The sequence below is a fragment of the Halarcobacter bivalviorum genome, from assembly GCF_003346815.1.
Classification (GTDB): domain Bacteria; phylum Campylobacterota; class Campylobacteria; order Campylobacterales; family Arcobacteraceae; genus Halarcobacter; species Halarcobacter bivalviorum.
The window spans coordinates 1876132-1900561 of record NZ_CP031217.1 but is presented as its reverse complement, the minus strand read 5'-3'; the positions used below and the strand labels follow the sequence as shown (position 1 = coordinate 1900561).

The following is a 24430-nucleotide window of genomic DNA, read 5'->3' as shown; positions in this document are numbered from 1 at the left end:
AGGGAATTCATGAGACTACTATTTATTTCTCTTTTTATTATAAGCTCTTTATTTTCTACGGAGTTAGAAAACTTATTAAAAGAGTATGAAAGTTCATCTAAGAACTCTTTGAAAACATTAAATGAAAAAATGGGTTATGTAATTGTTTATACAAAAGAAGAACTAGAACTTATGCAATACAATAATCTTTCTGATGTATTAAAAGAGATTCCAGCAAATAATTCTAATATAAATAGATTTGGTCTTAATACTATTTCTTTATCAGGTAGTAAAACAGATGTAACAGGCTTTTTTAGACTTTATATAAATGACCATGAAGTAAGTGCTATTTATAATCAATCTCCTTCTTTAACTTGGCTACAAATGCCAGTTTCTATGATAGACCATATTGAAGTGTATTATGGAGAGGGTTCTTTTACCTTAGGAAATGAAACAGGAATTCAATTTATTAGAGTATATACAAAAGATGCAAAAAAAGAGAATGGAAATGAACTTTATGTTACTCAATCAAATAAAAGTTCAAACTCTCAAAGCTTTACTCACTCTTCACTTTTAGGAAATGGGTGGGCTTATCTTTTACATTTTACAAATAACAATAGCTTTTCAAAAAGAGAATATAACTCTTCTTCAATTAATAATAATCTAAATTCTCAATATTTTTTTATAAACTTGAATAATGAAAAGAGCAATATTGATATTGGATATTCAAAAATTGAAAAAGATATTTATACTGGATACTCTTCTGACTTTATTCCTTCTGATGGAGAGTTAGATTCTAGTAATTTTTTTATTCATACAAGTAGATATTTTTTAAAAGATAATTCTTTAAAAGCAACTTTTTCTTATGATATAAATAATTTTACTTATGAAGAAAAAAATAAAGAAGGTATGTTTATAGTTCCTATAATTGATTTATCAAAGGTAGGTTTAACTATGCCAAAAGAGTACAATGAAGATATTAAACTTACAAAACTTTCAAGCTCTTTATCAAAAGAGTTTAACTTTGATAGACATGAAGTTTTTACTGCAATAAATTTTAAAAGAGAAGAATATAAAACAAATAATAGAGAAGCTATTAATTTTTTAGGTAATAAGAATGATATTGGTCAATACAATAATTTTGATAGAACAAATGTTTTTTCTTTTATGTTTCAAGATGATTATAAACTATTTGATAATCTACATTTAATAGCTAACTATAAAATTGATAAATATGAGAGAGCAGGAGAGGTTTTAAAAGATGAAACCCAACAACTTTATAGGGTTGGAGCAATTTATTTATTAAATGATTATTTAGGTTTTAAATCTTTTTATACAAAAAGTTATATACCTCCTACTTTTTATAACATAGATTTTAAAAGTAATAATAGTGAAGAAATAGATACTCAAAAATATAAATATTTTACTTTTGCAAGTGTATTTACTTTTGGTAATTCAAAATTGAATATTGATTATTATAAAGTAAATATAGATGATTTTGTTTACTTAACTCCTATTGGATTTGTAAATATTGAAGATAGAATTAAAACAAGTGGTGTTATTTTTGATTATGAATATATAATTAATAAAAATAATAAAATTAAACTGAACTATTATACAAGCAATTTAAATACAAAATTAAATAATTCTAATAAAGGTGGTTTTCTTAAATATATGGGAAAATATGAGAAAATTGATTATTTTGCTTCATTAATTTATAAAAACTCATATGAATATTTAGATGTTGAGATTGATGATAGTTATAACCTTAATTTAGGTTTTACATATAACTATACAAAAAATCTAAGTTTTAGCCTAAAAGCTGAAAACCTTTCAAATAAATCTACAGCTTCTCTTTTTAATAATGGGATTGGAGGAGAAAATATCTCTTTTGAAGATTATGAAAAAAAGGTAACTTTTGGAATTAGGTGGTTATTTTGATGAAACTATTTTTTATAACCATATTAATACCTTTAATACTTAATGCTAATAAATATACATATTTATTGGATAAATATCAAAAAGAGACGGAACTGGAGGCAAAAATTGTTACAAAAATAGCAAAAGATATTTTAGTAGATAAACCTATTTATTTGTATATTCCTCATATGCAAGAGTTAGATAAAAAAATCTATTCATTAAGTGTAAAAGTAGTACAAAATTGTAATAAAGCAAATTTTATTTTTGTAAAGTATAGTAAACCTTACCCTTGTGAGAAAAAACAAAATCCTCACTATCTTTTAACTAATAATTATAAACAGTTATTGTCAAATAACAATTTTTTAGGAGCTTTTTTTTGGAGTAAAAGTAGACCTAATATTGTTCTTGTAAGAGAACGATTAAAGCAAAAAAAAGTTGAATTATCAAAAGAGTATGAAAGATATATTGAGGATATAAAATGAAAACACAAAATCCTTTTTTAAGTAGATTTTTTTTAATTTTTATCTCTATTTTTGTCTCTATATCTTTATTTCTTCTTCTTTCTGGAATAACTAAATTTGAAGAGAGGTTTGAAAATAAAGTATTAGAGGTTGTAACTGCTGATATTATAGGTATTATAAAAAATACATCTAAGTCTATAGAGGATAATTTAAAAGGTTCAGATAACTATATAGAAACAATTAAAAAATCAACTATGACTAGAATAAATATTGAAAATAAGTTAAGTGTTCTTTTAACAGAAAATATTAAATATGCGTACTTACTTTATAAAGATAAAAATGATGTTTTTAGATTTTTAGCAGATGGAGCTTCTGGGGAATATAAAGCTTTTTTAAATCAAAAATTTGATGTAGAGAGTTCTCAATGGTATGATATTTATAAAACTAAAGAAGCTATCTTAATCAAACAACCTTTACTACACCAACTTTCAATTACTTATTTAGAACCTATCTTAAAAGATGAAAAAGTTGAACTTCTCTTAGTAATTGATTTTTCTATTGAAAAAACAAAGGATGTAAATGAAGTTATAACTTTAGTGAAAGATATTATTATCTCAATAAATATATTAGTTGTTATTTTTATTTTAATTTTAATAATTCAAACACTCAAATATTATACTGTTAAAAAAACTGCATATATTGATAAGCTTACAAATGTTTATAATAGAAACTATTTACAAGAGAATGAAGATAAAATAAATTTAGAGGATTATGTGTTAGCTGCACTTGATATTGACTATTTTAAAAAAGTTAATGATACTTTTGGTCATAATGCTGGAGATTTAGTCTTAAAAGAGGTTTCTAAAACTATCTTAGAATCTACTCGTTCTAAAGAAGATATTATTATAAGATATGGAGGGGAAGAGTTTATTATCCTTGCTAAAAAAATAAAAGGTAATGAAGAAAAAAGTTTAAGTGTAATTGAAAGAATTCATACAAATATTCAAAAGAAAAAATTTAGAACTTCAATTGGAGAAACAATCTCTATTAGTGTTTCAATAGGAGTAAATTTATATCCAAATGAGGCAAGAAATTTTAAAAATGCCTTTAAAATAGCAGATGAAGCACTTTATAGAGCAAAAGAAGAGGGAAGAAATCAAATAATTATTGCAAAAGAAAAAATATAAAATATAATATTTATTTATTGATAATTTTTATCCACTTAAAGAGATTTTTATCTTTTTTATGTGAAACTTGATTGTAGGTTAGATTTAATCTGATACAAATAATAAATAAGGAGTATGTCATGGGAGGAAAGTGTCCAATAACAGGTTTAGGTGGTAATCCAGCTGCAGGTAATAAGGGAACTTATAATAAAGATTGGTGGCCAAACCAATTAAATCTAAAGATTTTGTCTCAACATTCAAATAAGGTTTCTCCTCTAGGTGAGGATTTTAACTATGCAAAAGAGTTTGAAAAACTAGATTATGAAGCTTTAAAAGAAGATTTAACAGCTCTTATGACAGACTCACAAGAATGGTGGCCTGCTGATTATGGGCATTATGGACCATTATTTATAAGAATGGCTTGGCATAGTGCAGGAACATATAGAACAGGAGATGGTAGAGGTGGTGCTTCTACTGGAAATCAAAGATTAGCTCCACTTAATAGCTGGCCTGATAATGCAAACTTAGATAAAGCAAGAAGACTTCTTTGGCCTATAAAACAAAAATATGGAAATAAAATTTCATGGGCAGATTTAATGATTTTAGCAGGAAATGTTGCTTTAGAATCAATGGGCTTTAAAACTTTTGGTTTTGCTGGTGGACGAGAAGATATTTATGAGCCAGAAGAGGATATCTATTGGGGAAATGAAGAAGAATGGTTAGCAACAAGTGATAAAGAAAACAGTAGATATTCAGGAGAAAGAGATTTAGAAAATCCTCTTGCTGCAGTACAAATGGGATTGATTTATGTAAATCCAGAAGGACCAGATGGTGAACCAAATATTTTAGCCTCTGGAAAAGATATAAGAGAGACTTTTGCAAGAATGGCAATGGGAGATGAAGAGACTGTTGCTCTTGTTGCAGGAGGACATACTTTTGGAAAATGTCATGGTGCAGGAGATGCTTCAAATGTTGGTGCAGAACCAGAAGCTGAAGGTTTAGTGGCACAAGGTTTAGGGTGGCTTAGTAAATTTCTAAGTGGAAAAGGTGATGACACTATTACAAGTGGTATCGAAGGTGCTTGGACTGCAAATCCTACTCAATGGGATAATGGATATTTTGATATCTTATTTGGATATGAATGGAACTTAGAAAAGTCACCAGCTGGAGCTTGGCAATGGACTCCTATAAATCCTAAAGAAGAAGATTTAGCGCCAGCAGCTCATGATTCTAGTAAAAAAGTTAAAACAATTATGACAACAGCAGATATGGCGATGAGAATGGATCCGATTTATGGACCAATTTCAAAAAGATTCCATGAAAATCCAGAAGAATTTGCTGATGCTTTTGCAAGAGCTTGGTTTAAATTAACACACCGTGATTTAGGACCAAGGTCAAGATATTTAGGTCCAGAAGCTCCAAAAGAAGAACTAATTTGGCAAGATGTTGTTCCTCAAGCTAATTATGAGATGATAAATAAAGAAGATATCTCTTTATTAAAAGAGAAAATATTATCTTCAAATATTAGTATATCAAAGTTAGTATATACAGCTTGGTCATCAGCTTCAACATATAGAGATTCAGATAAAAGAGGTGGAGCTAATGGTGCTAGAATTAGACTTGCTCCTCAAAAAGATTGGGAAGCTAATCTAGGAACACAAGAAGTTATCTCTAAGTTAGAAGAGATAAAAAATGAGTTTGATAATTCAAGTTCAAAAAAAGTTTCACTTGCAGATATGATTATTTTAGGTGGGTGTGCAGCAATTGAAAAAGCAGCAAAAGAAGCAGGCTTTGAAGTAGAAGTTCCTTTTGATGCAGGAAGAACAGATGCTACACAAGAACAAACACATGCTGATTCTTTTATTCATTTAGAGCCTATTGCTGATGGATTTAGAAACTACCAAAAGAAAAAATATGCTATAAGTTCAGAAGAGTTACTTGTAGATAAAGCTCAATTACTAAATCTAACAGCTCCTGAAATGACTGTTTTAGTAGGTGGTATGAGAGTTTTAGGTGCAACATATAATAACTCAGCAAAGGGTGTATTTACTTATAGACCAGAAGTTTTAACAAATGATTTCTTTGTTAATCTATTAGATATGGAAAATATTTGGAAAAGTATAGATGAAGAGGAAGAAGAGTTTGAATGCATAACAAGAAGTTCTACAAAAGTAAAATGGACAGCAAGTAGAGTTGACCTTGTATTTGGTTCAAATTCACAGTTAAGAGCAATTGCTGAAGTTTATGCACAAGAAGATGCAAAAGAGAAATTTGTAAAAGACTTTATTTCTGCATGGAGTAAAGTTATGAATGCAGATAGATTTGATTTAAAATAAGAGTAAAAGGCTTTTGCCTTTTGCTTGTAAAATATGGTGCGACCGACGAGATTTGAACTCGTACACGCTGAGCGCACCACCCCCTCAAGATGGCGTGTCTACCAATTTCACCACGGTCGCAGTTAAAAGAGTGAAATTATAGCTTTTTCATCTTATAAATTTTCTTAACTAATTATTGATTTTAAGCAAAATTGTATTTAGAGAAAAGCCAAAGGCTTATTCTCTAAATTTCTTTTTATGTACATTTGCAAGAATTTTGTTTGCTAAGTCAGAAGTGTTTTTAGCAATATCGTGTGTTTGAGCTGCCACTGAAGCATTGTTTTGTGTTTGTTGGTCAAGTTTATTGATTACATCATTTATTTGTTCAATACTTGTTTTTTGTTCTTTTGAAGCATCAGAAATATCTTTTATTGCTCTTGTTGTTTTTTCAATGTTCTCATTTAATTTTGTATATCCAGCAATCATATGATCAGCTATTTTTTTACCATTATTTGTTTTATCTGTTGCATTTTCAACAAGTGTTTTAATCTCTCTTGCTGCTTCTGCACTTCTTGTTGCAAGGTTTCTAACTTCTTGTGCAACAACTGCAAATCCTTTTCCTGCCTCTCCTGCAGTAGCTGCTTCAACAGCTGCATTTAGTGATAGAATATTTGTTTGAAATGCAATTTGATCAATCACAGTAATAGCTTCAGCAATTGATTGTGTTTGTTCATTGATTTCATCCATTGATTTTACAGTTGATGTTGCTAGATTTTGACCTTGTGCAATAGATTGAGATAACTCATTTGAGTGTTCAGTCATTTCAGCTATTCTATTTGTGTTACTTACAACGGTACTTGTAATTTCTTCAATAGAGGCAGCAGTCTCCTCAAGTGATACAGCTGTTGTATTTGATGATCTATTTAAAGTATCAACATTAGATAAAAGTACATCAGAACTTTTTTGAAGTTCTAAACCATTTGCTTTATTTTCTTGAAGCATTTTATTGATGATATTACAAAGGTCATTTAATCCTTTTGCTACATTACCATTTGCATTTGGAATTGTGTCTACAAAGTTGAAGTTTGAGTACTCTTTTAATTGTTGTACAATTGGATTGATATCTTCATTTACATTTACTTGAATAGTTTCAATCATACTATTTAAGATATCTTTTAATTCATCAAGAGATTTATTTGTTGTACTTTTATTTACTTTGATATTTAATTTTCCATCATTTATATGATTTACAACTTGTTTTACTTCTTCTATAAGTTCTTTGTCTTTTTCTAAACTTGTTGCAACTGATACCATCTCTTGGTCAATCATATTTGCCATATTTCCAAATTCATCATTTGTTTTTATTTCAAGTTTAGAGATATTTGATTCTTCACCTTTTAAATATCTAAAGAAAAATTGTAATCCACTTTCAACTTTTTTAATTGGAGCAAGTACTTTTAATAGTGAATAGAAAATAAAAACTACAATAATAAGTAATAAAACAATATAAAGAACAATCTCTTTTAAGACATTATTATTTATCTCTTCATAGATTGAGTCTTTTTCTACTTCAATTACTGTTTTCCAGTTTGTATTTTCAATTGTACTATAAGCTACAAGTTTTTCAATATTATCTCTTGACGCTTCTTTGAAGTCTGATTTATTGTTTGTTAAAACTTGTGGAAGTATGCTATCTGGTTTATTTAAAAGTTCTTTGTTTTTATGAATGATTACATTGTTCTCTTTATTTGCTAAATAAGCAACTCCAATACCTGGAATTTTAATATTCAAAATAGTTTCAACAATTGTATCAATAAAAATATCAGAACCAAGAACACCTACAAGTTTTCCTTTTTGAATCAAAGGAGTATAAACTGATACTACTAATTTTTTTGTAGATACATCTACATAGGGATTTGATACACCAGATTTCTTTGTTTTAACTGCATCTTGATACCAAGGTCTTGTTCTTGCATCATAGTTGTCTTTTTCTATACTTAGAATATCTTTATTTGATAAGACTAAAGAACCACTATCTTCAAAACCAATATAGACATCAACAAAATTACCAGCTTTTGTTCCTAATCTTAATTTATCTATAACTACATCATTATCTGCTGTAATAGAAATATCTTGAAGTTCATCAACAATTGCTTCAAGAATATCTGTTTTTGACTGTATATAACTATTGATAAAATTAGAAGTATCAACTGCAATACTTAATTCCTCTTGTTTTACAAGATTATACTCTGAGGTATAACTACTTTTTGTATTATAAAAACCAAGTATAACAAAAGATATAAAGGTACTTAATAGTACAACTGTTAGAATTTTACTTTTGATACTATTTATTTTCATGTGAGTTTCCTTGAAAGATATTAAATAATGATAACATGAAAACATATCAAAAAGGTAACAAAAATGACCAAATTATAAAATTTATTTATTTTTTAATTCTTTACTCTTATTTAGATAATAAAATTTTAGATAAAAAAAATCTAGTTACTTGTCAAAGCCTATATAGTCACTTATTTGTCACTATTCTTATTATTTTATAAATTAAAAAAATTAATAATATATTTATAAAAAAATTAAGTAATAATAAAGTTAATAATCAATATCATTAACAAAATATATAAATATTTTTTATATATTTAAAAAAATAAAGGAAAAAATATGAAAAAAATGATTTTTTTAATTGTTTCTGGTTTTGTTCTTTCAAGTGACCTTTTAGCTCACTTTCAAATGGTATATACTCCAAATACTGCTTTAAAAAAGGCTAAAACAATAGAGTTTAGACACATCTTTACTCATCCTTTTTCTGATGAACATACAATGGATATGGTAGGAGTAGAAGAGTTTTATGTTATTAATAAAAACAAGAAAAAAGATTTAAAAGATAGCCTAAAAGAGATTACATTTAAAGGAACACATAATAGTGCAAAGGCTTTTGAATCTAAATATAAAGCCCAAAGAATGGGAGATCATCTATTTATTTTGAAGCCTAAGCCTTATTATGAAAAAAATGAAGATGCTTATATTCAACAAATCACTAAAACTATTATAAATGTAGCTGGAACTCCTACTGATTGGGATAGTGAACTTGGTCTAAAAGCAGAGATTGTACCTTTGACAAAACCATATGCACTTTGGGAAGGTGGAAGCTTTACAGGTATTGTAAAATCAAATAAAAAACCAGTACCTTATGCAGAAATTGAAGTAGAGTTTTTAAATAGAGATATTGATTTGGAAAATAATAAAATGGGAAAATCTTTAATTGAAGCTCCTCAAGACTCTTTTGTGACAATGACAATTAAAGCAAATAAAGATGGGGAGTTTACTTTTACTATCCCAAAAGCTGGTTTTTGGGGATTTTGTGCATTAGGTGTTGGTGTTGACAAAGAGTATAAAGGCAAAGAATTAAGTCAAGATGCAGTTATTTGGATTGAAGCAAAACCTATGAAATAAATATAATAATAGATACTATTTAATTCAAGTTTTTATTAATAGACAATAAAATAAAATTACAATTATACTTTTATTTTAGAGGATGAAAATGGCTGGATTATTAGGTTATTTATCTGTTTTATCAGATGATATTAGCTCCTTAGCTGGTAAAACAATGGCTACAACTACAAAAACGATTGCAACATCTTTTGATGATGTAGCAGTTCTTTTTGATGATATTGTAACTTATACAAAACTAGCAAGTGTTAAATCTTCAGGTTTAGTTATTGATGATTTAGCAGCAATTGCTAGTTTTACAAATGAAACTACTTCAGATATTTTAAAAAAAGAGTTAAAAGATGCAAGTAGTGTAGATGAGTTTAAAACAAATATTAAAAAGCTTCCAAAAGAAGAACAAGAAAAAATAGTAAAAGAGTTAGAGCAAATAAGAGAAGTTGCACTTTTTGAAGCAAAAAGAAAAGCTGCAAAAAGAGAACTTCCTATTGTTTATAAGATTGCCCTAGGGAGTTTAAAAAATAAGTTTGTTATTATACCTCTTGTTTTACTTATGAGCTTTTTAGCACCTTGGCTGATTGCTCCAACTCTAATTTTGGGTGGAATTTATTTAGCTTATGAAGGTGTTGAATCTATATTAGAAAAGTTAAGCAAATCACATGAACAAAAAGATGAAAAAGAGACTTTACAAGAGCTGTCAAGTGAAAGTTTAGAAGAAGAAAAAGTAAAAAGTGCAATAAAAACGGACTTTATTTTATCTTTTGAAATTATTGTTATAACTTTAAGTTTAGTGGAGAATAGTGATTTTGTTACAAAACTTTCAGTATTAGTATTAATAGGGCTTATCGCAACAATAGTTGTTTATGGTGTAGTTGCTCTTATTATCAAACTTGATGATATTGGTTTTTATCTTCAAGAAAAGAGAAATAGTATATCAAAAGCTGTGGGAACACTTTTTGTAAACTCTATGCCAAAAATTATAAAAGCTATTTCTATTATAGGAACAGTTGCAATGCTTGCTGTTGGTGGTGGGATTATTGCCCATGAAACTCATATATTAAGTACTTTACAAGAGTATTTAAAAACTATTGCATATATTGGTTCTACTTTCATTTTTCTAAGTGAAATAGTTTTAGGAGCAGTAGTAGGTTTTATAGCTGTAAAGTTACATGAACCTTTTTTTAAATTGATTTTAAAATTTAAATTAAGTAAGTGATTTTTCCATATGAACTGTTTGTAAAGAGTTCTTTTCATCAAGTATTATTTTAAACCCCATTTCCTTCCAAAAAGGGAACCCTCCCGGTAGGAAATAGTGGGTATGTAGATACATTTTCTCATATTTTTTCTCACTAGCAAATATATTACATAATTGGAGTAATTTTGAGGCTATACCTTTTCTTCTAAACTCTTCTTGAATATAACATCTTCCAATCTCAGCAATATTTTTCTTATCATATCTTTTCTGTAAATTAATGATTCTATTATCATATAAAGAGATGCTTATTGCTCCTATTATCTCTTCTTTTTCTGTTAAAGCAATAAAAAAAGCATTCTCTTTTTTATTCTTTATTAATTCTCCCATTTTTTCATAAAGTTTAATATATTGTGATTTTGAAATGCGTTTATCATAATGTTTAATATATTCTTTTATAATATAGTCTTTAGTCTTTTTTTCAAAGCTACTAGTTACTTGTAAAAAACTAAGTTCTAACTCATTTTTCATTTTTTTCCTTTATAAATATTACAGAATTAATTAATTCTTTTGTATAAGAATTTTGTGCTTTTTTTAAAGAATTTATTTTCAAGCTTTCTATAATTTTTCCTTTTTTTAATATTTTTATCTCATCACATAAAGAACTAGCAACTTGTAAATCATGGGTAATAAGAAAATAGTTTAAATTTTCCTCTTTTTTTAATCTTTTTAAAAAAGTAATAACTTTATTTTTAGTAAATATATCAAGAGCATTTAATGCTTCATCCAGAATTAAAAAAGAAGGTTTAGCTAGAATAGCCCTTAAAATACAAACTCTTTGTAATTGTCCTCCACTTAATTCATGTGGAAACTTATCTAAAATATTTGGTAAAAGATTTAACTCTTCTAAAAATTTATTTAATTTAATTTCATTAAAAAATTTCTTTTCTAACCAAAAGGGTTCTTTTATAATTTGCTTTACTTTAAATAAAGGATTTACAGAGCTTCTATAATCTTGAAAAACAATATTAATTTTGGGAATATTTTTTATTATCTTACCTTCAGAAGGTTTCTCAATATCTAAGATTAATTTACAAAGAGTAGTTTTTCCAGAGCCACTCTCTCCTATTACTGCAATAGAAGTTGAACTATCTATAGAAAGGTTTATATTATCTAAAGCTGTTTCTGTTTTGTATTTTTTAGATACATTTATTATTTCAAGCATGAAATAAAACCTTCAGATAAATTTTTTTGTGTTTTTAGCAAAAACTTTGTATAACTATTTTTGGGTTTATAAAAAATATTGTTTTTTGTTGATTTTTCTTTTATATTTCCCTCTTTTAAAATGATAACTTCATCAGCAAGGTATGAAATAAGAGCTAAATCATGGGATACAAATATTATTGTTTTTTTTAAATTTTTGAAAATTTCAATAATCTCTTTTTGATTTATAGTATCTAATGAAGAAGTAGGTTCATCAGCAACAATAATATGCTTATTTTGAACTAAAGCGATAGCAATCATTACTCTTTGTAGTTGACCACCACTTAATTCATGAGCATAACTAGTAAGTATTTTTTCAGTGTTATTTAATCCTACTCTTTTAAGGGTCTTCTTACAAAGCTCTATTTTTTTCTCTTTTGATAAAGGTATTTGAATACTCTCCAACATGTGAGATTTAATTTTATATAAAGGATTGAATGCATTCATAGCTTCTTGTAAAATAATAGAAAAACTATTTTTAATAATTTTACTATTTTCTAAAAGTTCAATATTATTTAATTTAATACTTCCTTTTACTTTTAAGTTTGAAGGAAGAATGCCTAAGAGTGTTTTACAAAGTAAAGATTTACCACTCCCACTCTCTCCTATTATTCCTAATATTTTATTTTTATCTATAGTTAAATTTATATTGTTTAATAAAATCTCTTTTGTTGTCTTATTTTCAATAGTTAAATTATTTATTTGTAAATAACTCATGATTCATCTTTCACATTTAAATTATAATGAGGATCTAAAGCATCTCTAATAGAATCTCCTAAAATATTAAAAGATAGTACAACAAGAAGTATCATTATTCCAGGAGGTAGCATTAAGTAAGGATTAATAGTCATTAACTCTTTTGCTTCATTTAACATAACTCCCCATTCACAAGCAGGAGCTTGAATTCCTAGCCCTAAAAAAGAGAGTGCAGAAATACTTAAAATAATTGTTCCAACATTTAATGTTGCAAGCATTATAAGGTCACTTAAAATTAGAGGTATAAGATGTTTTCTTAATATAATAGTAGAAGGAATACCAATAGCTTTTGAATAATGGATGTAATTTTTATCTATGTGTTCTATTGTAAAAGAGTATATCATTCTTGTATACCAAGCTACTTTCGAGATTATAGCTGCAATTATGATATTTTCTATACCTGTTCCTAAAAAACCAATAATTGCTAACATCATTAATTCACTTGGAAAAGATAACAAAATATCACAAACTCGTAAAATTATAGCTTGTAAACTTTTAAAAAAACTTGCCAAAACTCCTAATACTAATGCAATAAAAACAGTAATTATCATTGCAAGTAGGGCATAAAATAAAGTTGTTCTAATTCCATAAATAAGTCTTGAAGCAGTACATCTTCCTAAATGGTCAGTTCCTAAAGGATAAGTAAAACTTGAAGATAAAAGTTTGTTGTCTAAATCAACTAAATAAGGATCATTTGGAGAAACAAAAGGGGCAAAAACTCCTAATAAAATGATACAAAATATAAAACAAAAACTAGTAAAAGCAAGTTTGTCTTTTTGTATTTTTAATATAAAATCTTTTCTCATTTATTAGCTCTTAATCTAGGATCTCTTATTTGTATCCAAATATCTGCAAAAAGATTAAATATAATAAAAAGTATTGCAGTAAAAAGAACATAAGCTTGAATCATTGGATAATCTCTTGAAAAAATAGCATGAATACATAGTCTTCCTAATCCTGGTAAAGCAAAAATATTTTCAATGATTACTGTTCCTGCTAATAATCTAGGTATAGACATACTTAAAGCTATAATAAAAGGGTTAATTATACTTTTTATCTGATGTTTCAAAATTTGATATTTATATAATCCTCTAGCTTTTGCATAAGTAATAAATAAGGAGCTTCTTACTTGTATTAAAGAGTTTCTTATTATTCGAATAAAAGTACAAATATATACAATAGTTAAAGTAATTGCAGGAAGAATTAAACCATTCATTTTTTCCATGCCATTAGAAGGTAAAATATTTAAGTGAATAGAAAAAAGCCATATCAACAATAATGCAAGCCAAAAACTAGGTGTTGCAGATGAAATAAAAATAGCAATTCTAATCAGTTTATCAAAAATAGTGTTTTCATAAATAGCACAAATAATTCCAATTGTTAAACCAAAAAAAGCAATTAATATTAAAGCAATAATTGTTAAAGTTAGAGTAGTAGGAAGTGCTTTTAAAATCTCCTTTAGTACAGGCTCTTTTGTTTCATAACTAAGTCCAAGATTTCCTTTAAAAATATTTTTTAACCATAGAAGATATTGTATATGTAAAGGTTTATCTAGTCCTAATTCTTTTTCTGTTTCTTTAATGGCTTCAGGAGTTATGATAATAATATTATTGACTCTTAGAGTTACTTCTGCTGGACTACTTGGATTTAGATTCATAAGTATAAAACAGATTAAAGTAACACCTAAAGAAAGGGGAACTATTAGAAGAACTCTTTGTATTATAGACTTTATCATTTAGTATTATCAAAATAGAATTTCTCAAAAGGTATTTCATATTGAGAAAGATTGAAATCAACGCCTTTTAGTTTTGGATTAAAGACAACTTTTACTCTTGAATAACTTAATGGAATATATATATTTTCTTCATGAATATAAGTAAGAATATTTTTATATAGGAGCTCTCTTTTTATCTTATTTTCTTCAATTAATATATTTTTAATTGTTTCATCAAGCCAACTTTTTTTAGCTAAACCACTTTGTGCTTGAAAGTCTCCATGTGAGGGTATTCTCCATGATGAAATAAATGATTGTGGGTCATAAGGTATTCCCCATGATAGAGCGTACATCAAATCAAAATTACCAGTTTTCTGCCTATCAAAAAAAGCTTGTTTCTCCTCTCCAATAATATTTAATTTTATACCTATTGATTTTAGATTACTTTGAATGTATTCGCTAATTATTTTTTCTTGAGCATTATTTGCATTATAATATAACTTTAAAATAAGCTCTTGTCCATTTTTATATCGTAAGCCATTCTCTTGTAAAATCCATCCAGCATTATTTAGAATACTTTTTGATTTTTCTATATTAAATTCTTTTTTTTCTAAGTCAATATTGCAGTAAGGTGTAGTTTTAGAAAATAAGGTGTTTGCAATAGTTTCTGAATTATTTAAAATTCCTTTTATAATTGCTTCTTTGTTAATAGCATGTGATAAAGCTTTTCTAACCTCTATATCTTTAGTAAACTCTCTTTTTGTATTTAAAAGTATTGTTCTTGATGCGATAGGATTACTAATTAATGTTTTTAGTTTTTTTTCTTGTTGAATTTGAGTAAAAGCATTTAAATTTATCATATCTCCATTTGAACCAAAAATTAAATCAATTTCCTCTTTTTGAAGAGATAATAAAATTGACTGATGGCTAGGAATTACTCTCCATTTAATTGAATTAATTTTAGGAATATTATTCCAATGTTTTGAATTCTTTTCAAATAATGCATAATTGTTTTTTTGATATTCTTTTAATATCCAAGGTCCTGTTCCCACATAACAAGAGACTCCTTTTTTTGTTTCATTATTTTTAAAACAAGAAGGTGAAATAAATCTAAAAGGTCTTGTCATAGATAATTCTGTCAGGGTAGGATAATATGCATTTTTTAAATTTAATTCAAAGGTATATTCATTAATAACTTTAGTAGATTCAATTGTATTTACAAGTTCTAACCAAGCGTGCCTAGTTCTATTATTTAATATGGCATCAAAATTTGCTTTTATAGTATTTGCATTTAATTTTGTCCCATCTGTAAAAAAAATATTTTCTTTTAACTCAAAGGTATAAGTTTTTGCATTATTCGAAATTTTCCAACTTTTTGCAAGCCAAGGTTTTATACCTTCTTTAGTATTTATAACTAAAGGTTCAAATACCATATTTTGTGCAGCCATTTCTCCACTATACAAGTGTGGATTGATATCTCGTATATCTTTTGTACTAGCATAGACAAGTTCATTTTTTACTTTGTTATTGTTTGGTTCTGAGCAAGCAGTAAAAATTATTGCAAAAAGAGCAATAAGAAGTGTAGTTATTATGTTTTTCATTTAATTTCTTTTTAATTAATTATAAATTTTTTAAGTAAAATGAAAATAATTTTTTAGTCTTCTTATGTATTTTTAGAACTTGCAATATTTTAATAACTAGGATAAAAAGTATAAGAGAAAAATTTAGACATAAAAAAAGGCCAAGAGTAAAACTCTTGACCTTTTTAAGTATTTATAAAATCTGTAGTTTTATAAATTACCCTAGGAATGGGTTAGCATATAATGCGATCATCGCAATAACTAATGCATAAATAACTTGAGCTTCGATCATCGCTAATGCAATGAACATAGTAGTCATTAATTTTCCACCTAAACCTGGGTTTCTAGCAGTACCAGCGATTGTTGCAGCAGCAGTGTTACCCATACCGATAGCACCACCAAGTGCAGCAAGACCAAGACCAATACCTGCAGCAACTACAGAGTAAGCTTTTAAAGTTTCGTTTGCAACCGCACCATCAGCAGCGAATGCAGCACCAGCGATAGCTAGCATTAAAAGAACGATTTTTTTCATTCTAGATTCCTTATAAAAATTTTATATTCAAAGTCTGTTCGGCTTGCGTATCCCTACTTATCACTTTGATTGGCAAGATTTTACCTCAATGAACTTTAAAGTTCTATTAGAAAACAGCTGTTTTTATGAAAAAAATATTAGAAAAAATAAATAATAAAAAGTTCAATTTGTTTAATGTATAATTGGTCTTTATTCACAGAAGGAACTAATATGAAAAAACTCTTTATCTCTCTTACTATCTTGATTTTATTAATTATTGTCGCTGTTTACGGAATTCTCTTTACTTCTCCTGGAAACTCTTTTGTTGCATCAATAATTGAAAATAAAGTTAATGAAGGTCAAAAAGATGTGAGTTTAAAAGTAAATGATTTTGTTCTAACTCCAAATGATATTTTATTTAAAGCTACTATAGATGATAACTCAGTTATTAATATTGAAGGTAAGTTAAATATTTTTGCAAAGAGTGTAGATTTAAAATATGATATTAATATTAATGATTTAGCAAAATTAGAAAATCTAACAAAACAGAAACTAAATGGTTCTTTTGCTACGAAAGGTATAGTAAAAGGTAATCAAGAGTTTGCAGTTGTAGAAGGTGAGAGTTTTGTTGCTTCTGGTAAAACAACATATGATATTTCTTTAGTAAACTTTAATCCAAAAGAGATTTTATTTTCTATAAAAGACGCAAAAATTGATGAACTATTGCACATGGTTAATCAACCAAAATATTCAACAGGTCTTTTAAATATTGATGCTGTAATTAAAAATGCAGATATAAATAATCTTGATGGAATTGTTAGTTCTACAATTACAAATGCAGTTTTAAATAGAATGGCAATTCAGCCAAAAGCAGATAAAAGAGCATACCCTCCAATTGTTTACTCTTCTAAAACAACAACTAAGCTTTCAGGGAATATTGCCTCTTCAAAAGTTGATTTTGATAGTTCAATAGCAAGTTTAAATATTAAAAAAGCAGATTTCAATTTAAAAGATAGTTCTTTAGTTAGTGATTATAAACTTTTTGTAAAGAGTTTAGCAAACTTAGAGCAGTTAATAAATCAAAGATTTAATGGAAACTTTACAGCAAGTGGTGATGTTGAGTATAAAAATGGAAATTTAAAATTATCTGGAATAAGTGATATCTTTAAATCAAATACAACTTACAATATTACAACAGAAAATAATAAAGCAAAAACGGTAAAAGTTAAGGTAACTGATGCTGAACTTGCTTATATTTTAAACTTTTTAAATCAACCTAAATTTGCCATTGGAAAGTTAAATATTGATGCAAATATTTTAAATGCAGATATAAATAATTTAGATGGTAAAGTTCTTACAACTTTATCAAATGGAATAGTAAATAATGCTGTTGTAAATAAAGAGTTTGATAAAAAACTAATAGATAAAATAAGTTTTGATACTCAAATAGATACTTCTTTAGATAAAACTATTGCAAGTTCTATTGTTGATGTAAACTCATCTCTTGCAAATATTGATATGAAAGAAGCAGTTTATAATTTAAAAGATTTAGTATTTACAAGTGATTATCTTTTAACTGTAGCTAATTTAAGTAAACTTAATGATGTAACTGGACAAAAAATGAGAGGTGAAATCTTATTAAATGGAAATATTAAACAAGCAAAAGATGAGTTAAAAGTAGATGGAACTTCAAAACTTTTTGGAGGGGATTTTAATTTTACACTTTTAAATGATAATTTTAATGCAAAAATTGCTGGTGTTGAAGTAAAAGATTTAACACATATGATGTATTATCCAGAGATTTTTACTTCTAAATCAAATATTGATGTAAACTTTAATACAACTTCAAAAATGGGTACTATCAAGGGAAGTCTTGTAAATGGACAATTTATTGAAAATGAATTTTCAACAATAATTAATAGTTTTGCTAAATTTGATATTACAAAAGAGATTTATAAAAGTGTAGATATTGATAGTAAAATAAATGATAATATCATTAATACTTTAGTTGATATGCAAAGTAAATATACAAGAATTAAAGTTTCAAATAGTACTTTAGATACAAAGAAAAATAGTATTGACGTTTTAGTTAAAACTCAAATTAAAGAGTATGAGTTTGATACTAAAATTAAAGGAAATTTATCTAATCCAAAAGTAAAAGTAGATACAAGTAAATTTGTAAAAGATAAAATAAAAAGTAAAGTAAAAGAGAAGTTGGAAGAGAAATTAAAAGATTCTATTTTAAAAGATCTTTTTAATAAAGCTCCAACTCCTCAAGAACAGATTAGAAAGCCTGCTTCAAATGAAGAGATTGCAAGAGCTTTTAAAGAGATGTTTGGTCAAAACTAATAGTTATTTTAGTTCTTCTGTAAGTGGTAGGGAAACTCCTACCCAAGAAGCAACTCCTCCTCTATACCAAAGAATCTTATCCTTTGGAAATCCTATTTTTATCAATGTTTTTATAGCTCTAGGTGATTGCGCACACCATGAAGCATTACAAAAAAATAGAGCAGTTTTTACCTTTGAAAAATCATATTCATCTTTTTTTAGTATTTTTATTCCTAAAAGATTAAAGGCTCGCTTATACTCTAATTCAAAATCTTCATCATACTCTAACTCATCATAAGGAATATTTGTAGCACTAGGAATAGTTCCCTTATCAAACCAATCCTTTGTTCTACTATCTACTAAAATGTAGCTCTCTGGATTTTGTTTTAGATTGTTTTCTATAAACTCTAAGACTTCAAGTTCAGCATAAGTTTTGATATCTTTATGAAGTTGTAGGGGCTGAATGGTTCCTTTTGTAGTGATAAATGTTTTTTTACATTTTTCATTTACTTTAGAAGATGCTAGGTTCTCACTTTGGAAAGTTTCTACATCTACTGCAAGATTTAAACACTCTTTATAACTATTTCTTTCTATTAGATATTTCTTTTTTATCCCATTTGAGTAAGTATGTTCTACTTCTACTCCTTTTAGGGGAAGCATTATTGGATTCGTTGCATTTAGATAAACAAAAGCAAAAAGAGTAAGAATAAGACTTTTCATAAAGAACTCCTAAATTTAATTTATTGTAAGCTAATAGCTAAAATAATAGCTTTATTGATTTGAAAAAATGATTACAAGGATTTAATAATGTCAAAAAGAGTATTAGTAACGGGTGGAAATAAAGGAATTGGTCTAAAAGTTGTAGAGAGATTTTTAGAATTGGATTATGAGATTATTACTGTTGCAAGAAATTATGATGGCTTTCCATATAAGGATAATAAAAATATTACTACTATAGAGTATGACTTATCTGATGTTGATGGATTAGCTTCTTTAGCTAAAGAAGTAGGGGATATTGATATTTTGATTAATAATGCAGGTTATATGCAACCAAAATATACTTACAATAACTATCCAAAAGAAGCGAAAGAACATATTATGAATGTTGACCTTTATGCTCCAGTTGAATTAATAAATCTTTTTAGTGAGGGAATGAAAAAAAGAGGTTTTGGAAGAATTGTAAATACAGCTTCAATTGCAGGACAAATTGGACATCCTGATGTTTGGTATGGAATTGCAAAAGCAGGACTTATAAATGCTACAAAAATTTATGCTAAGCTTTTAGGAAGTGAGGGTATTACTGTAAATTGTGTTGCACCAAGTGCTGCTGAAACTGATATGCAAAAAGATAATGATGAAGCAAGAAAAGCAGCTTTTAAAGCTGCCGTTGTAACAAATAGATTTGCAGAACCAAAAGAGGTTGCAGAAGCAATTTTTTGGTTAGCAACTGATTGTCCAGAATATATAAATGGAATTACAATAGATATAAATAATTGTTTTTATCCAAGATAGGTTTTAAAACCTATCTTATAATTTTTCTACTTTTCCATTAACACCGATAACATTATATTTAAAACCATAACCATAATCCACATCCGTATTTATAGTTCCAGTAACTTTTATTTTATCACCAATTTTTACTTTTTCATCTTCATTCATTGACCTAAAAATCATTGCATCATTGTTGTTTTTAATTTTAATCCAAGTATTTCCCATAACTTTATTTGAAACTTCAACAACTTCACCTTCCAAAGTTACGTTTTTATTTTTATATTTCTCTTTGTTTTTTTGAATAGCTTCAATATTTGTTTGAATAGCTTTTTCATTTGAAGTTGTGATTTTGCCAAATTCTGGATTTGGTTTTTTCATAGCTTGTCCATGAATTCCATGAATATTGTCAACTCCATGAATAGCTTTCTTTTGACCATCTATCTCTGCAAAAAGTACTTTATCAAAAGTTCTTCCTAAAGTTTTACTCTCGAAGTTTTTCATCCATGTTGATTCTTTTAAAGTTACGTTATCTCCAACTTTTACATCAGTTTTTGGAATTGCAGCCCAAATATCTTCTTTCTCTTTTTTAATTTTAATATATACATAAGCACCAGAATCTTTTATCTCTAAAATTTTTCCTGTATGTAGTTTATCTGCTGCTAAAAGTGTATTTACTGTAAGTAATGTTCCCACACAAGCAATAGTTAATTTTTTAATCATTTTTATCCTTTACTGAATAGTTATTCATATAATTTTATCAGAAAAAGTATTTGAATTTATTGACATAGGTCATTAACATAAGTTTATGTATAATAGATAATTATTTTATATATAAAAGGTAAGTGATAATGTTAAAAAAACTTTGGTTTCAAGTTCTTCTTGGAATGATACTTGGGGTTGCTTTAGGTCTTATACTTTCTCCTAGTGCTTTTGCATTAGTACCAGAACATATTGCATTAAACATTGCACCTTGGGTTGCCTTAATAGGAAATATTTTTCTAGCTTTAATAAAAATGGTTGTAATTCCACTTGTTATGAGTTCAATAATACTAGGAATAACAAGTTCCCAAGATATGGATACTTTAAAAAACTTAGGAATAAAAATTGCTCCATATTTTGTTTTTACTACTATTGTTGCAGTTACTATTGGAGTTATCATCTCATATATTATTATGCCTGGAGATTTTGTATCAAAAGATATTTTAAATACTATTTCAACGGCTACTGTTGCTATTAAAGAAGTTACTACTTTTAATGAGATTTCTTTACCTGATTTAATAGTTGGATTAATACCTGTAAATACGGCACAAGCTAATTTGGATGGAAATATTTTAGCCTTTGTAATTTTAGCAATTTTTGTAGGAGTTGCTTTAATGACGATGAATGAAGAAGAGGCAAAGCCTATGAAGGATTTAGCAAAATCTTTTCAAGCTTTTTCTATGACAATTGTTCAATGGGCAATGAAACTTGCTCCATATGCTGTTTTTGGTCTATTATGTAGTATTACTATTAAAATAGGATTTGATGCTATTTTTTCTATGTCAATGTATGTTTTTACTGTATTACTTGGACTTTTTTCTCTTTTATGTTTTTATTTAATTATTGTTTATACTGTAGGCAAAATAAAACCATTAGATTTTTTAAGAAGAATTAGAGAAGTTCAACTTATGGCTTTTTCTACCTCTTCTTCAGCTGCTGTTATGCCTCTTTCTATGAAAACAGCAGAAGAGCAGTTAAATATTCCAACACCAATATCAAAATTTGTTATTCCTTTAGGAGCTACTATAAATATGGATGGAACTGCAATTTATCAAGTTATCGCAGCACTATTTTTAACCCAACTTTTTGGAGTTGAGTTATCCTTAGTAGAGGTTGTTGTTTTAGCTCTTACAACTGTTGGTGCTTCAATTGGAGCTCCAAGTACTCCTGGGGTAGGTATCGTTATCTTAGCAACAATTTTACAAGGTATTGGTGTACCAGTTGAAGGAATTGCTTTGATTTTAGGTGTTGATAGAATTTTAGATATGTGTAGAACTACTATTAATGTTACAGGAGATTTAACTGCTTCAATAGTGATGAGAAGACTAACAAATTTTTCAGTAGAGGCTAAAAAAGTTGCAGAAGAGATTAAAACTGCTTAAAATAAGTCTTTTTTAAAGACTTATTTTTTTAAATAGGTAAAAATAAATAGTGAAATAATTATTGATAAAATAATAATATTTGAAAAAATCAAAATAGTAAAAAACAGTATAGAAAGTATAAAAGAAGCACTTTTTAAAAAACCTTTTTCAAAAAGCATAATTGCAGTAATAAGACCAATTAAGGCATTTGCTATAAAAAAGGCATCTGAATAGGCTACTAATTCATCTAAGGTAATAAAATCTAAATAAACTAAAAACAAAGTAATAAGATATAAAGATGATAAAACATTTAATGCTCCAATTGGAGAGTTATTACTTGAATGCATTGATGTATATGAAGTAAGTTTTAGTGAAGCAATTAATCTTGCTACTGCTCCAACAAATAAGATTAATGTACCAATACAAAGAATTAAAGAGATAGTCGCTAAAACAATATTTGAAAAAGAACCAAAAATAGGTTCAATCAACCACACAAGTTTAAACTCTTGCTCTCTTGGGAACTCTCCTAAAGTAATCGCAAGAGCTAAAAAAATATAAACTATTGAAATAACTATTGCTGAAAAAACAATTGATTTTGTAAGTGTTTTTGTATCATCTACTTCTTTAGAGTAGTTTCCTATTACTTCCCATCCAACAATAGACCAAAAAACAACAAGTAATGAATATCCAAATTCATTAAAACTGATTTGTGGAAGAGTAAAACTATATTGGTTTACATTTAAAAGAATAATTATACTTGAAAGTAAAAAAACAACAGTTATTACTGAACTTACAATTAGCATTAGTTTTCCAATAAAATTAACCTTTGATAATAAAAGCAAATAAGTAACTAGATATACTAAAAGAGCTAAAACTTCAAGGTTTGTATTAGGGAAAAGATTTTGAATAAACTTTGCTGCAATAATAAGTACGGCAACTGGTCCAAAAAAAACAGCACAGATTAGATAAAAAGAGGTTAATAGTTGATATTTTTTACCCATAACTTCTTTAGTGGCTAAACTTACTCCACCTTCTCCTGGGAAAAGAGTTGCAAGTTTTCCAAAAATAAGTGCAAAAATAAAACCTAATATTAAGATTATCCCCCAAATTATTAAAGAGAAAGAGCCTATCATATTATAAACTAAAGGTGGAAGTAAAATAATCCCAGAACCTAAAATAGGGCCTATAATTAGACCCGATAGTGTAAAAGTATTTAATTTTTTATTGTTCAATTTTTTTCTTTTTATATAGTTTAATATTATTTAATATTTTAACTGCAATTATAGTCATTATTGTCCCAATAATAATTGAAATTGTGATATTTTCTTTTAAAAATATTGCACTTAGTGTAATTGCTGCAAAAGGTACTAAAAAAATAAAACTACTTACATTTGCCGCTCCTAATTTTTCTATGCCTAAGAAGAAAATAGTATTTGCAAAAGTAGATGCAAAAATAGTAATTGCAAATAGATTTATATAAAAAATATAATCAAATTTTTCATAAGCAATTGTAGAAAAATCCATAAAAAACATAGACATTAATGAAGTGACTATATACATATAAAAAGTAAAAACAATAGGTGAAATATTTGTAGCTTTAGAACTTACAATTGTTAATAAAGGCCATAAAATTGAAGCTAAAATAAAATATAAATTATGAACAACAAAAATTTCATCAAAGTTTGCACCCCAAACATTTAACATAGTTAAAACACCAATAGCACCTAAAAGTAGGGCAAAGTAATCTTTTTTTTCTATTTTTTTACTTCCTAAAAGTGCAAGGATTAAAAAAGTATTAATAGGAATAAGAGTCGTAACAAAAGCTCCACCTAAACTTGCAGTTCCTAATTTTGTACCTAGAAAAAAGTATTTCATATAAGCTACTAAAATTATAGAAGTAACAATTACAAGAAAAAAACTTTTTTTATCAATAGTAAACTTTTTTCTAAGAACTAGCATTATAGGTATCATTGTGATAGCTGTAATAATATATCTAAAGAACATAACAGCATATTCATTTATATAGCTACTTAGTATTTTTACATTTACCCAAGAGCCACCCCAGCCAATCATAGCAAAGAACATTAGTATATAAAAAATATTTTTATTTGAATCTGTCATAATATAATCTTTTTGATTGGATTATACTATTTAGTCAAGGTATTTGTCTAG

At 27.0% G+C, this 24430-nt stretch carries 21 protein-coding genes and 1 tRNA gene; 9 read left to right on the top strand and 13 right to left on the bottom strand.

Translation table 11 applies throughout. The features are described from left to right. The first annotated feature begins 9 nt into the window (after nucleotides 1-9). The 4 genes from ABIV_RS09675 to katG all read left to right on the top strand — a co-directional run bounded on the left by ABIV_RS09675 (nucleotide 10) and on the right by katG (nucleotide 5862). The gene (locus ABIV_RS09675; protein WP_114839693.1) at nucleotides 10-1920 is read left to right on the top strand and encodes a TonB-dependent receptor plug domain-containing protein; all 1911 of its coding nucleotides are present in this window, start codon (nucleotides 10-12) and stop codon (nucleotides 1918-1920) included. Next, entirely contained in the window at nucleotides 1920-2381 is a 462-nt protein-coding gene (locus tag ABIV_RS09670) for a hypothetical protein (RefSeq protein ID WP_114839692.1), read from the top strand. Before ABIV_RS09675 ends, ABIV_RS09670 begins: the two co-directional genes overlap by 1 nt. Continuing rightward, the gene (locus ABIV_RS09665) at nucleotides 2378-3547 is read left to right on the top strand and encodes a GGDEF domain-containing protein (protein ID WP_114839691.1); all 1170 of its coding nucleotides are present in this window, start codon (nucleotides 2378-2380) and stop codon (nucleotides 3545-3547) included. Before ABIV_RS09670 ends, ABIV_RS09665 begins: the two co-directional genes overlap by 4 nt. Nucleotides 3548-3666: 119 nt before the next feature. Then, complete coding sequence (gene katG, locus ABIV_RS09660) at nucleotides 3667-5862, top strand: catalase/peroxidase HPI (protein WP_114839690.1); 2196 nt, start codon at nucleotides 3667-3669, stop codon at nucleotides 5860-5862. Between the two features lie 34 nt (nucleotides 5863-5896). On the opposite strand, the gene ABIV_RS09655 is transcribed toward katG, so the two are convergent. Together ABIV_RS09655 and ABIV_RS09650 are read right to left on the bottom strand one after the other, a co-directional pair. Next, nucleotides 5897-5982: transfer RNA gene (locus tag ABIV_RS09655), tRNA-Leu, on the bottom strand. 96 nt (nucleotides 5983-6078) lie between these two features. Continuing rightward, complete coding sequence (locus tag ABIV_RS09650; RefSeq protein ID WP_114839689.1) at nucleotides 6079-8199, bottom strand: methyl-accepting chemotaxis protein; 2121 nt, start codon at nucleotides 8197-8199, stop codon at nucleotides 6079-6081. 318 nt (nucleotides 8200-8517) lie between these two features. Here ABIV_RS09650 and ABIV_RS09645 point away from each other — a divergent pair, with 318 nt between their 5' ends. Next, a complete protein-coding gene (locus tag ABIV_RS09645) occupies nucleotides 8518-9309 on the top strand; it encodes a DUF4198 domain-containing protein (RefSeq protein ID WP_114839688.1) in 792 nt (263 codons plus the stop codon). 88 nt (nucleotides 9310-9397) lie between these two features. Next, on the top strand, nucleotides 9398-10519 hold the full coding sequence (locus ABIV_RS09640) for a DUF808 family protein (RefSeq protein WP_114839687.1): 1122 nt from the start codon (nucleotides 9398-9400) through the stop codon (nucleotides 10517-10519). On the opposite strand, the gene ABIV_RS09635 is transcribed toward ABIV_RS09640, so the two are convergent. The 7 genes from ABIV_RS09635 to ABIV_RS09605 all read right to left on the bottom strand — a co-directional run bounded on the left by ABIV_RS09635 (nucleotide 10508) and on the right by ABIV_RS09605 (nucleotide 16340). Then, the gene (locus ABIV_RS09635) at nucleotides 10508-11026 is read right to left on the bottom strand and encodes a GNAT family N-acetyltransferase (protein WP_114839686.1); all 519 of its coding nucleotides are present in this window, start codon (nucleotides 11024-11026) and stop codon (nucleotides 10508-10510) included. The two genes, ABIV_RS09640 and ABIV_RS09635, sit on opposite strands and share 12 nt — an antisense overlap. Further along, complete coding sequence (locus tag ABIV_RS09630) at nucleotides 11016-11720, bottom strand: ABC transporter ATP-binding protein (RefSeq protein WP_114839685.1); 705 nt, start codon at nucleotides 11718-11720, stop codon at nucleotides 11016-11018. The genes ABIV_RS09635 and ABIV_RS09630 overlap by 11 nt, the downstream gene beginning before the upstream one ends. After that, entirely contained in the window at nucleotides 11708-12475 is a 768-nt protein-coding gene (locus tag ABIV_RS09625) for an ATP-binding cassette domain-containing protein (protein WP_114839684.1), read from the bottom strand. The genes ABIV_RS09630 and ABIV_RS09625 overlap by 13 nt, the downstream gene beginning before the upstream one ends. Further along, a complete protein-coding gene (gene opp1C, locus ABIV_RS09620) occupies nucleotides 12472-13320 on the bottom strand; it encodes a nickel/cobalt ABC transporter permease (protein WP_114839683.1) in 849 nt (282 codons plus the stop codon). Before opp1C ends, ABIV_RS09625 begins: the two co-directional genes overlap by 4 nt. Continuing rightward, nucleotides 13317-14249 carry a nickel/cobalt ABC transporter permease gene (gene opp1B, locus ABIV_RS09615; RefSeq protein WP_114839682.1) on the bottom strand — a complete coding sequence of 311 codons (933 nt, stop codon included), beginning with the start codon at nucleotides 14247-14249 and terminating at the stop codon, nucleotides 13317-13319. The genes opp1C and opp1B overlap by 4 nt, the downstream gene beginning before the upstream one ends. Next, a complete protein-coding gene (nikA, locus tag ABIV_RS09610; protein WP_114839681.1) occupies nucleotides 14246-15829 on the bottom strand; it encodes a nickel ABC transporter substrate-binding protein in 1584 nt (527 codons plus the stop codon). The genes opp1B and nikA overlap by 4 nt, the downstream gene beginning before the upstream one ends. A gap of 196 nt (nucleotides 15830-16025) precedes the next feature. Beyond that, a complete protein-coding gene (locus ABIV_RS09605; RefSeq protein WP_079579822.1) occupies nucleotides 16026-16340 on the bottom strand; it encodes a F0F1 ATP synthase subunit C in 315 nt (104 codons plus the stop codon). A 210-nt stretch (nucleotides 16341-16550) separates the two neighbouring features. Between ABIV_RS09605 and ABIV_RS09600 the strand changes: the two genes are divergently transcribed. Further along, nucleotides 16551-18668 (top strand): hypothetical protein, encoded by a 2118-nt coding sequence (locus ABIV_RS09600; RefSeq protein ID WP_114839680.1) that lies wholly within the window; start codon nucleotides 16551-16553, stop codon nucleotides 18666-18668. Between the two features lie 3 nt (nucleotides 18669-18671). On the opposite strand, the gene ABIV_RS09595 is transcribed toward ABIV_RS09600, so the two are convergent. Beyond that, entirely contained in the window at nucleotides 18672-19367 is a 696-nt protein-coding gene (locus ABIV_RS09595) for a rhodanese-like domain-containing protein (protein ID WP_114839679.1), read from the bottom strand. Nucleotides 19368-19454: 87 nt separating this feature from the next. Between ABIV_RS09595 and ABIV_RS09590 the strand changes: the two genes are divergently transcribed. Beyond that, nucleotides 19455-20159 carry an SDR family NAD(P)-dependent oxidoreductase gene (locus ABIV_RS09590; protein WP_114839678.1) on the top strand — a complete coding sequence of 235 codons (705 nt, stop codon included), beginning with the start codon at nucleotides 19455-19457 and terminating at the stop codon, nucleotides 20157-20159. A gap of 15 nt (nucleotides 20160-20174) precedes the next feature. On the opposite strand, the gene ABIV_RS09585 is transcribed toward ABIV_RS09590, so the two are convergent. Then, nucleotides 20175-20858: a hypothetical protein gene (locus ABIV_RS09585; protein WP_114839677.1), complete on the bottom strand. Its 684-nt coding sequence runs from the start codon at nucleotides 20856-20858 to the stop codon at nucleotides 20175-20177. Between the two features lie 128 nt (nucleotides 20859-20986). Between ABIV_RS09585 and ABIV_RS09580 the strand changes: the two genes are divergently transcribed. Continuing rightward, a complete protein-coding gene (locus tag ABIV_RS09580; protein ID WP_114839676.1) occupies nucleotides 20987-22279 on the top strand; it encodes a dicarboxylate/amino acid:cation symporter in 1293 nt (430 codons plus the stop codon). A 20-nt stretch (nucleotides 22280-22299) separates the two neighbouring features. Here the strand turns inward: ABIV_RS09580 and ABIV_RS09575 are convergent, their stop codons facing one another. Together ABIV_RS09575 and ABIV_RS09570 are read right to left on the bottom strand one after the other, a co-directional pair. Then, nucleotides 22300-23490, bottom strand: a complete 1191-nt coding sequence (locus ABIV_RS09575) for an APC family permease (protein ID WP_162918002.1) — start codon at nucleotides 23488-23490, stop codon at nucleotides 22300-22302. After that, a complete protein-coding gene (locus ABIV_RS09570; RefSeq protein WP_114839674.1) occupies nucleotides 23480-24379 on the bottom strand; it encodes a DMT family transporter in 900 nt (299 codons plus the stop codon). Before ABIV_RS09570 ends, ABIV_RS09575 begins: the two co-directional genes overlap by 11 nt. Nucleotides 24380-24430: the final 51 nt, after the last annotated feature.

Bases quoted from the DNA above. Each gene is read 5' to 3' on its own strand.
- ABIV_RS09625 (WP_114839684.1), bottom strand. From the start codon at position 12,475: ATGAGTTATTTACAAATAAATAATTTAACTATTGAAAATAAGACAACA.
- ABIV_RS09605 (WP_079579822.1), bottom strand. From the start codon at position 16,340: ATGAAAAAAATCGTTCTTTTAATGCTAGCTATCGCTGGTGCTGCATTC.
- opp1B (WP_114839682.1), bottom strand. From the start codon at position 14,249: ATGATAAAGTCTATAATACAAAGAGTTCTTCTAATAGTTCCCCTTTCT.
- ABIV_RS09585 (WP_114839677.1), bottom strand. From the start codon at position 20,858: ATGATTAAAAAATTAACTATTGCTTGTGTGGGAACATTACTTACAGTA.
- ABIV_RS09635 (WP_114839686.1), bottom strand. From the start codon at position 11,026: ATGAAAAATGAGTTAGAACTTAGTTTTTTACAAGTAACTAGTAGCTTT.
- ABIV_RS09630 (WP_114839685.1), bottom strand. From the start codon at position 11,720: ATGCTTGAAATAATAAATGTATCTAAAAAATACAAAACAGAAACAGCT.
- ABIV_RS09590 (WP_114839678.1), top strand. From the start codon at position 19,455: ATGTCAAAAAGAGTATTAGTAACGGGTGGAAATAAAGGAATTGGTCTA.
- ABIV_RS09665 (WP_114839691.1), top strand. From the start codon at position 2,378: ATGAAAACACAAAATCCTTTTTTAAGTAGATTTTTTTTAATTTTTATC.
- nikA (WP_114839681.1), bottom strand. From the start codon at position 15,829: ATGAAAAACATAATAACTACACTTCTTATTGCTCTTTTTGCAATAATT.
- ABIV_RS09640 (WP_114839687.1), top strand. From the start codon at position 9,398: ATGGCTGGATTATTAGGTTATTTATCTGTTTTATCAGATGATATTAGC.
- ABIV_RS09600 (WP_114839680.1), top strand. From the start codon at position 16,551: ATGAAAAAACTCTTTATCTCTCTTACTATCTTGATTTTATTAATTATT.
- ABIV_RS09670 (WP_114839692.1), top strand. From the start codon at position 1,920: ATGAAACTATTTTTTATAACCATATTAATACCTTTAATACTTAATGCT.
- ABIV_RS09570 (WP_114839674.1), bottom strand. From the start codon at position 24,379: ATGACAGATTCAAATAAAAATATTTTTTATATACTAATGTTCTTTGCT.
- ABIV_RS09580 (WP_114839676.1), top strand. From the start codon at position 20,987: ATGTTAAAAAAACTTTGGTTTCAAGTTCTTCTTGGAATGATACTTGGG.
- ABIV_RS09595 (WP_114839679.1), bottom strand. From the start codon at position 19,367: ATGAAAAGTCTTATTCTTACTCTTTTTGCTTTTGTTTATCTAAATGCA.
- opp1C (WP_114839683.1), bottom strand. From the start codon at position 13,320: ATGAGAAAAGATTTTATATTAAAAATACAAAAAGACAAACTTGCTTTT.
- ABIV_RS09650 (WP_114839689.1), bottom strand. From the start codon at position 8,199: ATGAAAATAAATAGTATCAAAAGTAAAATTCTAACAGTTGTACTATTA.
- katG (WP_114839690.1), top strand. From the start codon at position 3,667: ATGGGAGGAAAGTGTCCAATAACAGGTTTAGGTGGTAATCCAGCTGCA.
- ABIV_RS09675 (WP_114839693.1), top strand. From the start codon at position 10: ATGAGACTACTATTTATTTCTCTTTTTATTATAAGCTCTTTATTTTCT.
- ABIV_RS09645 (WP_114839688.1), top strand. From the start codon at position 8,518: ATGAAAAAAATGATTTTTTTAATTGTTTCTGGTTTTGTTCTTTCAAGT.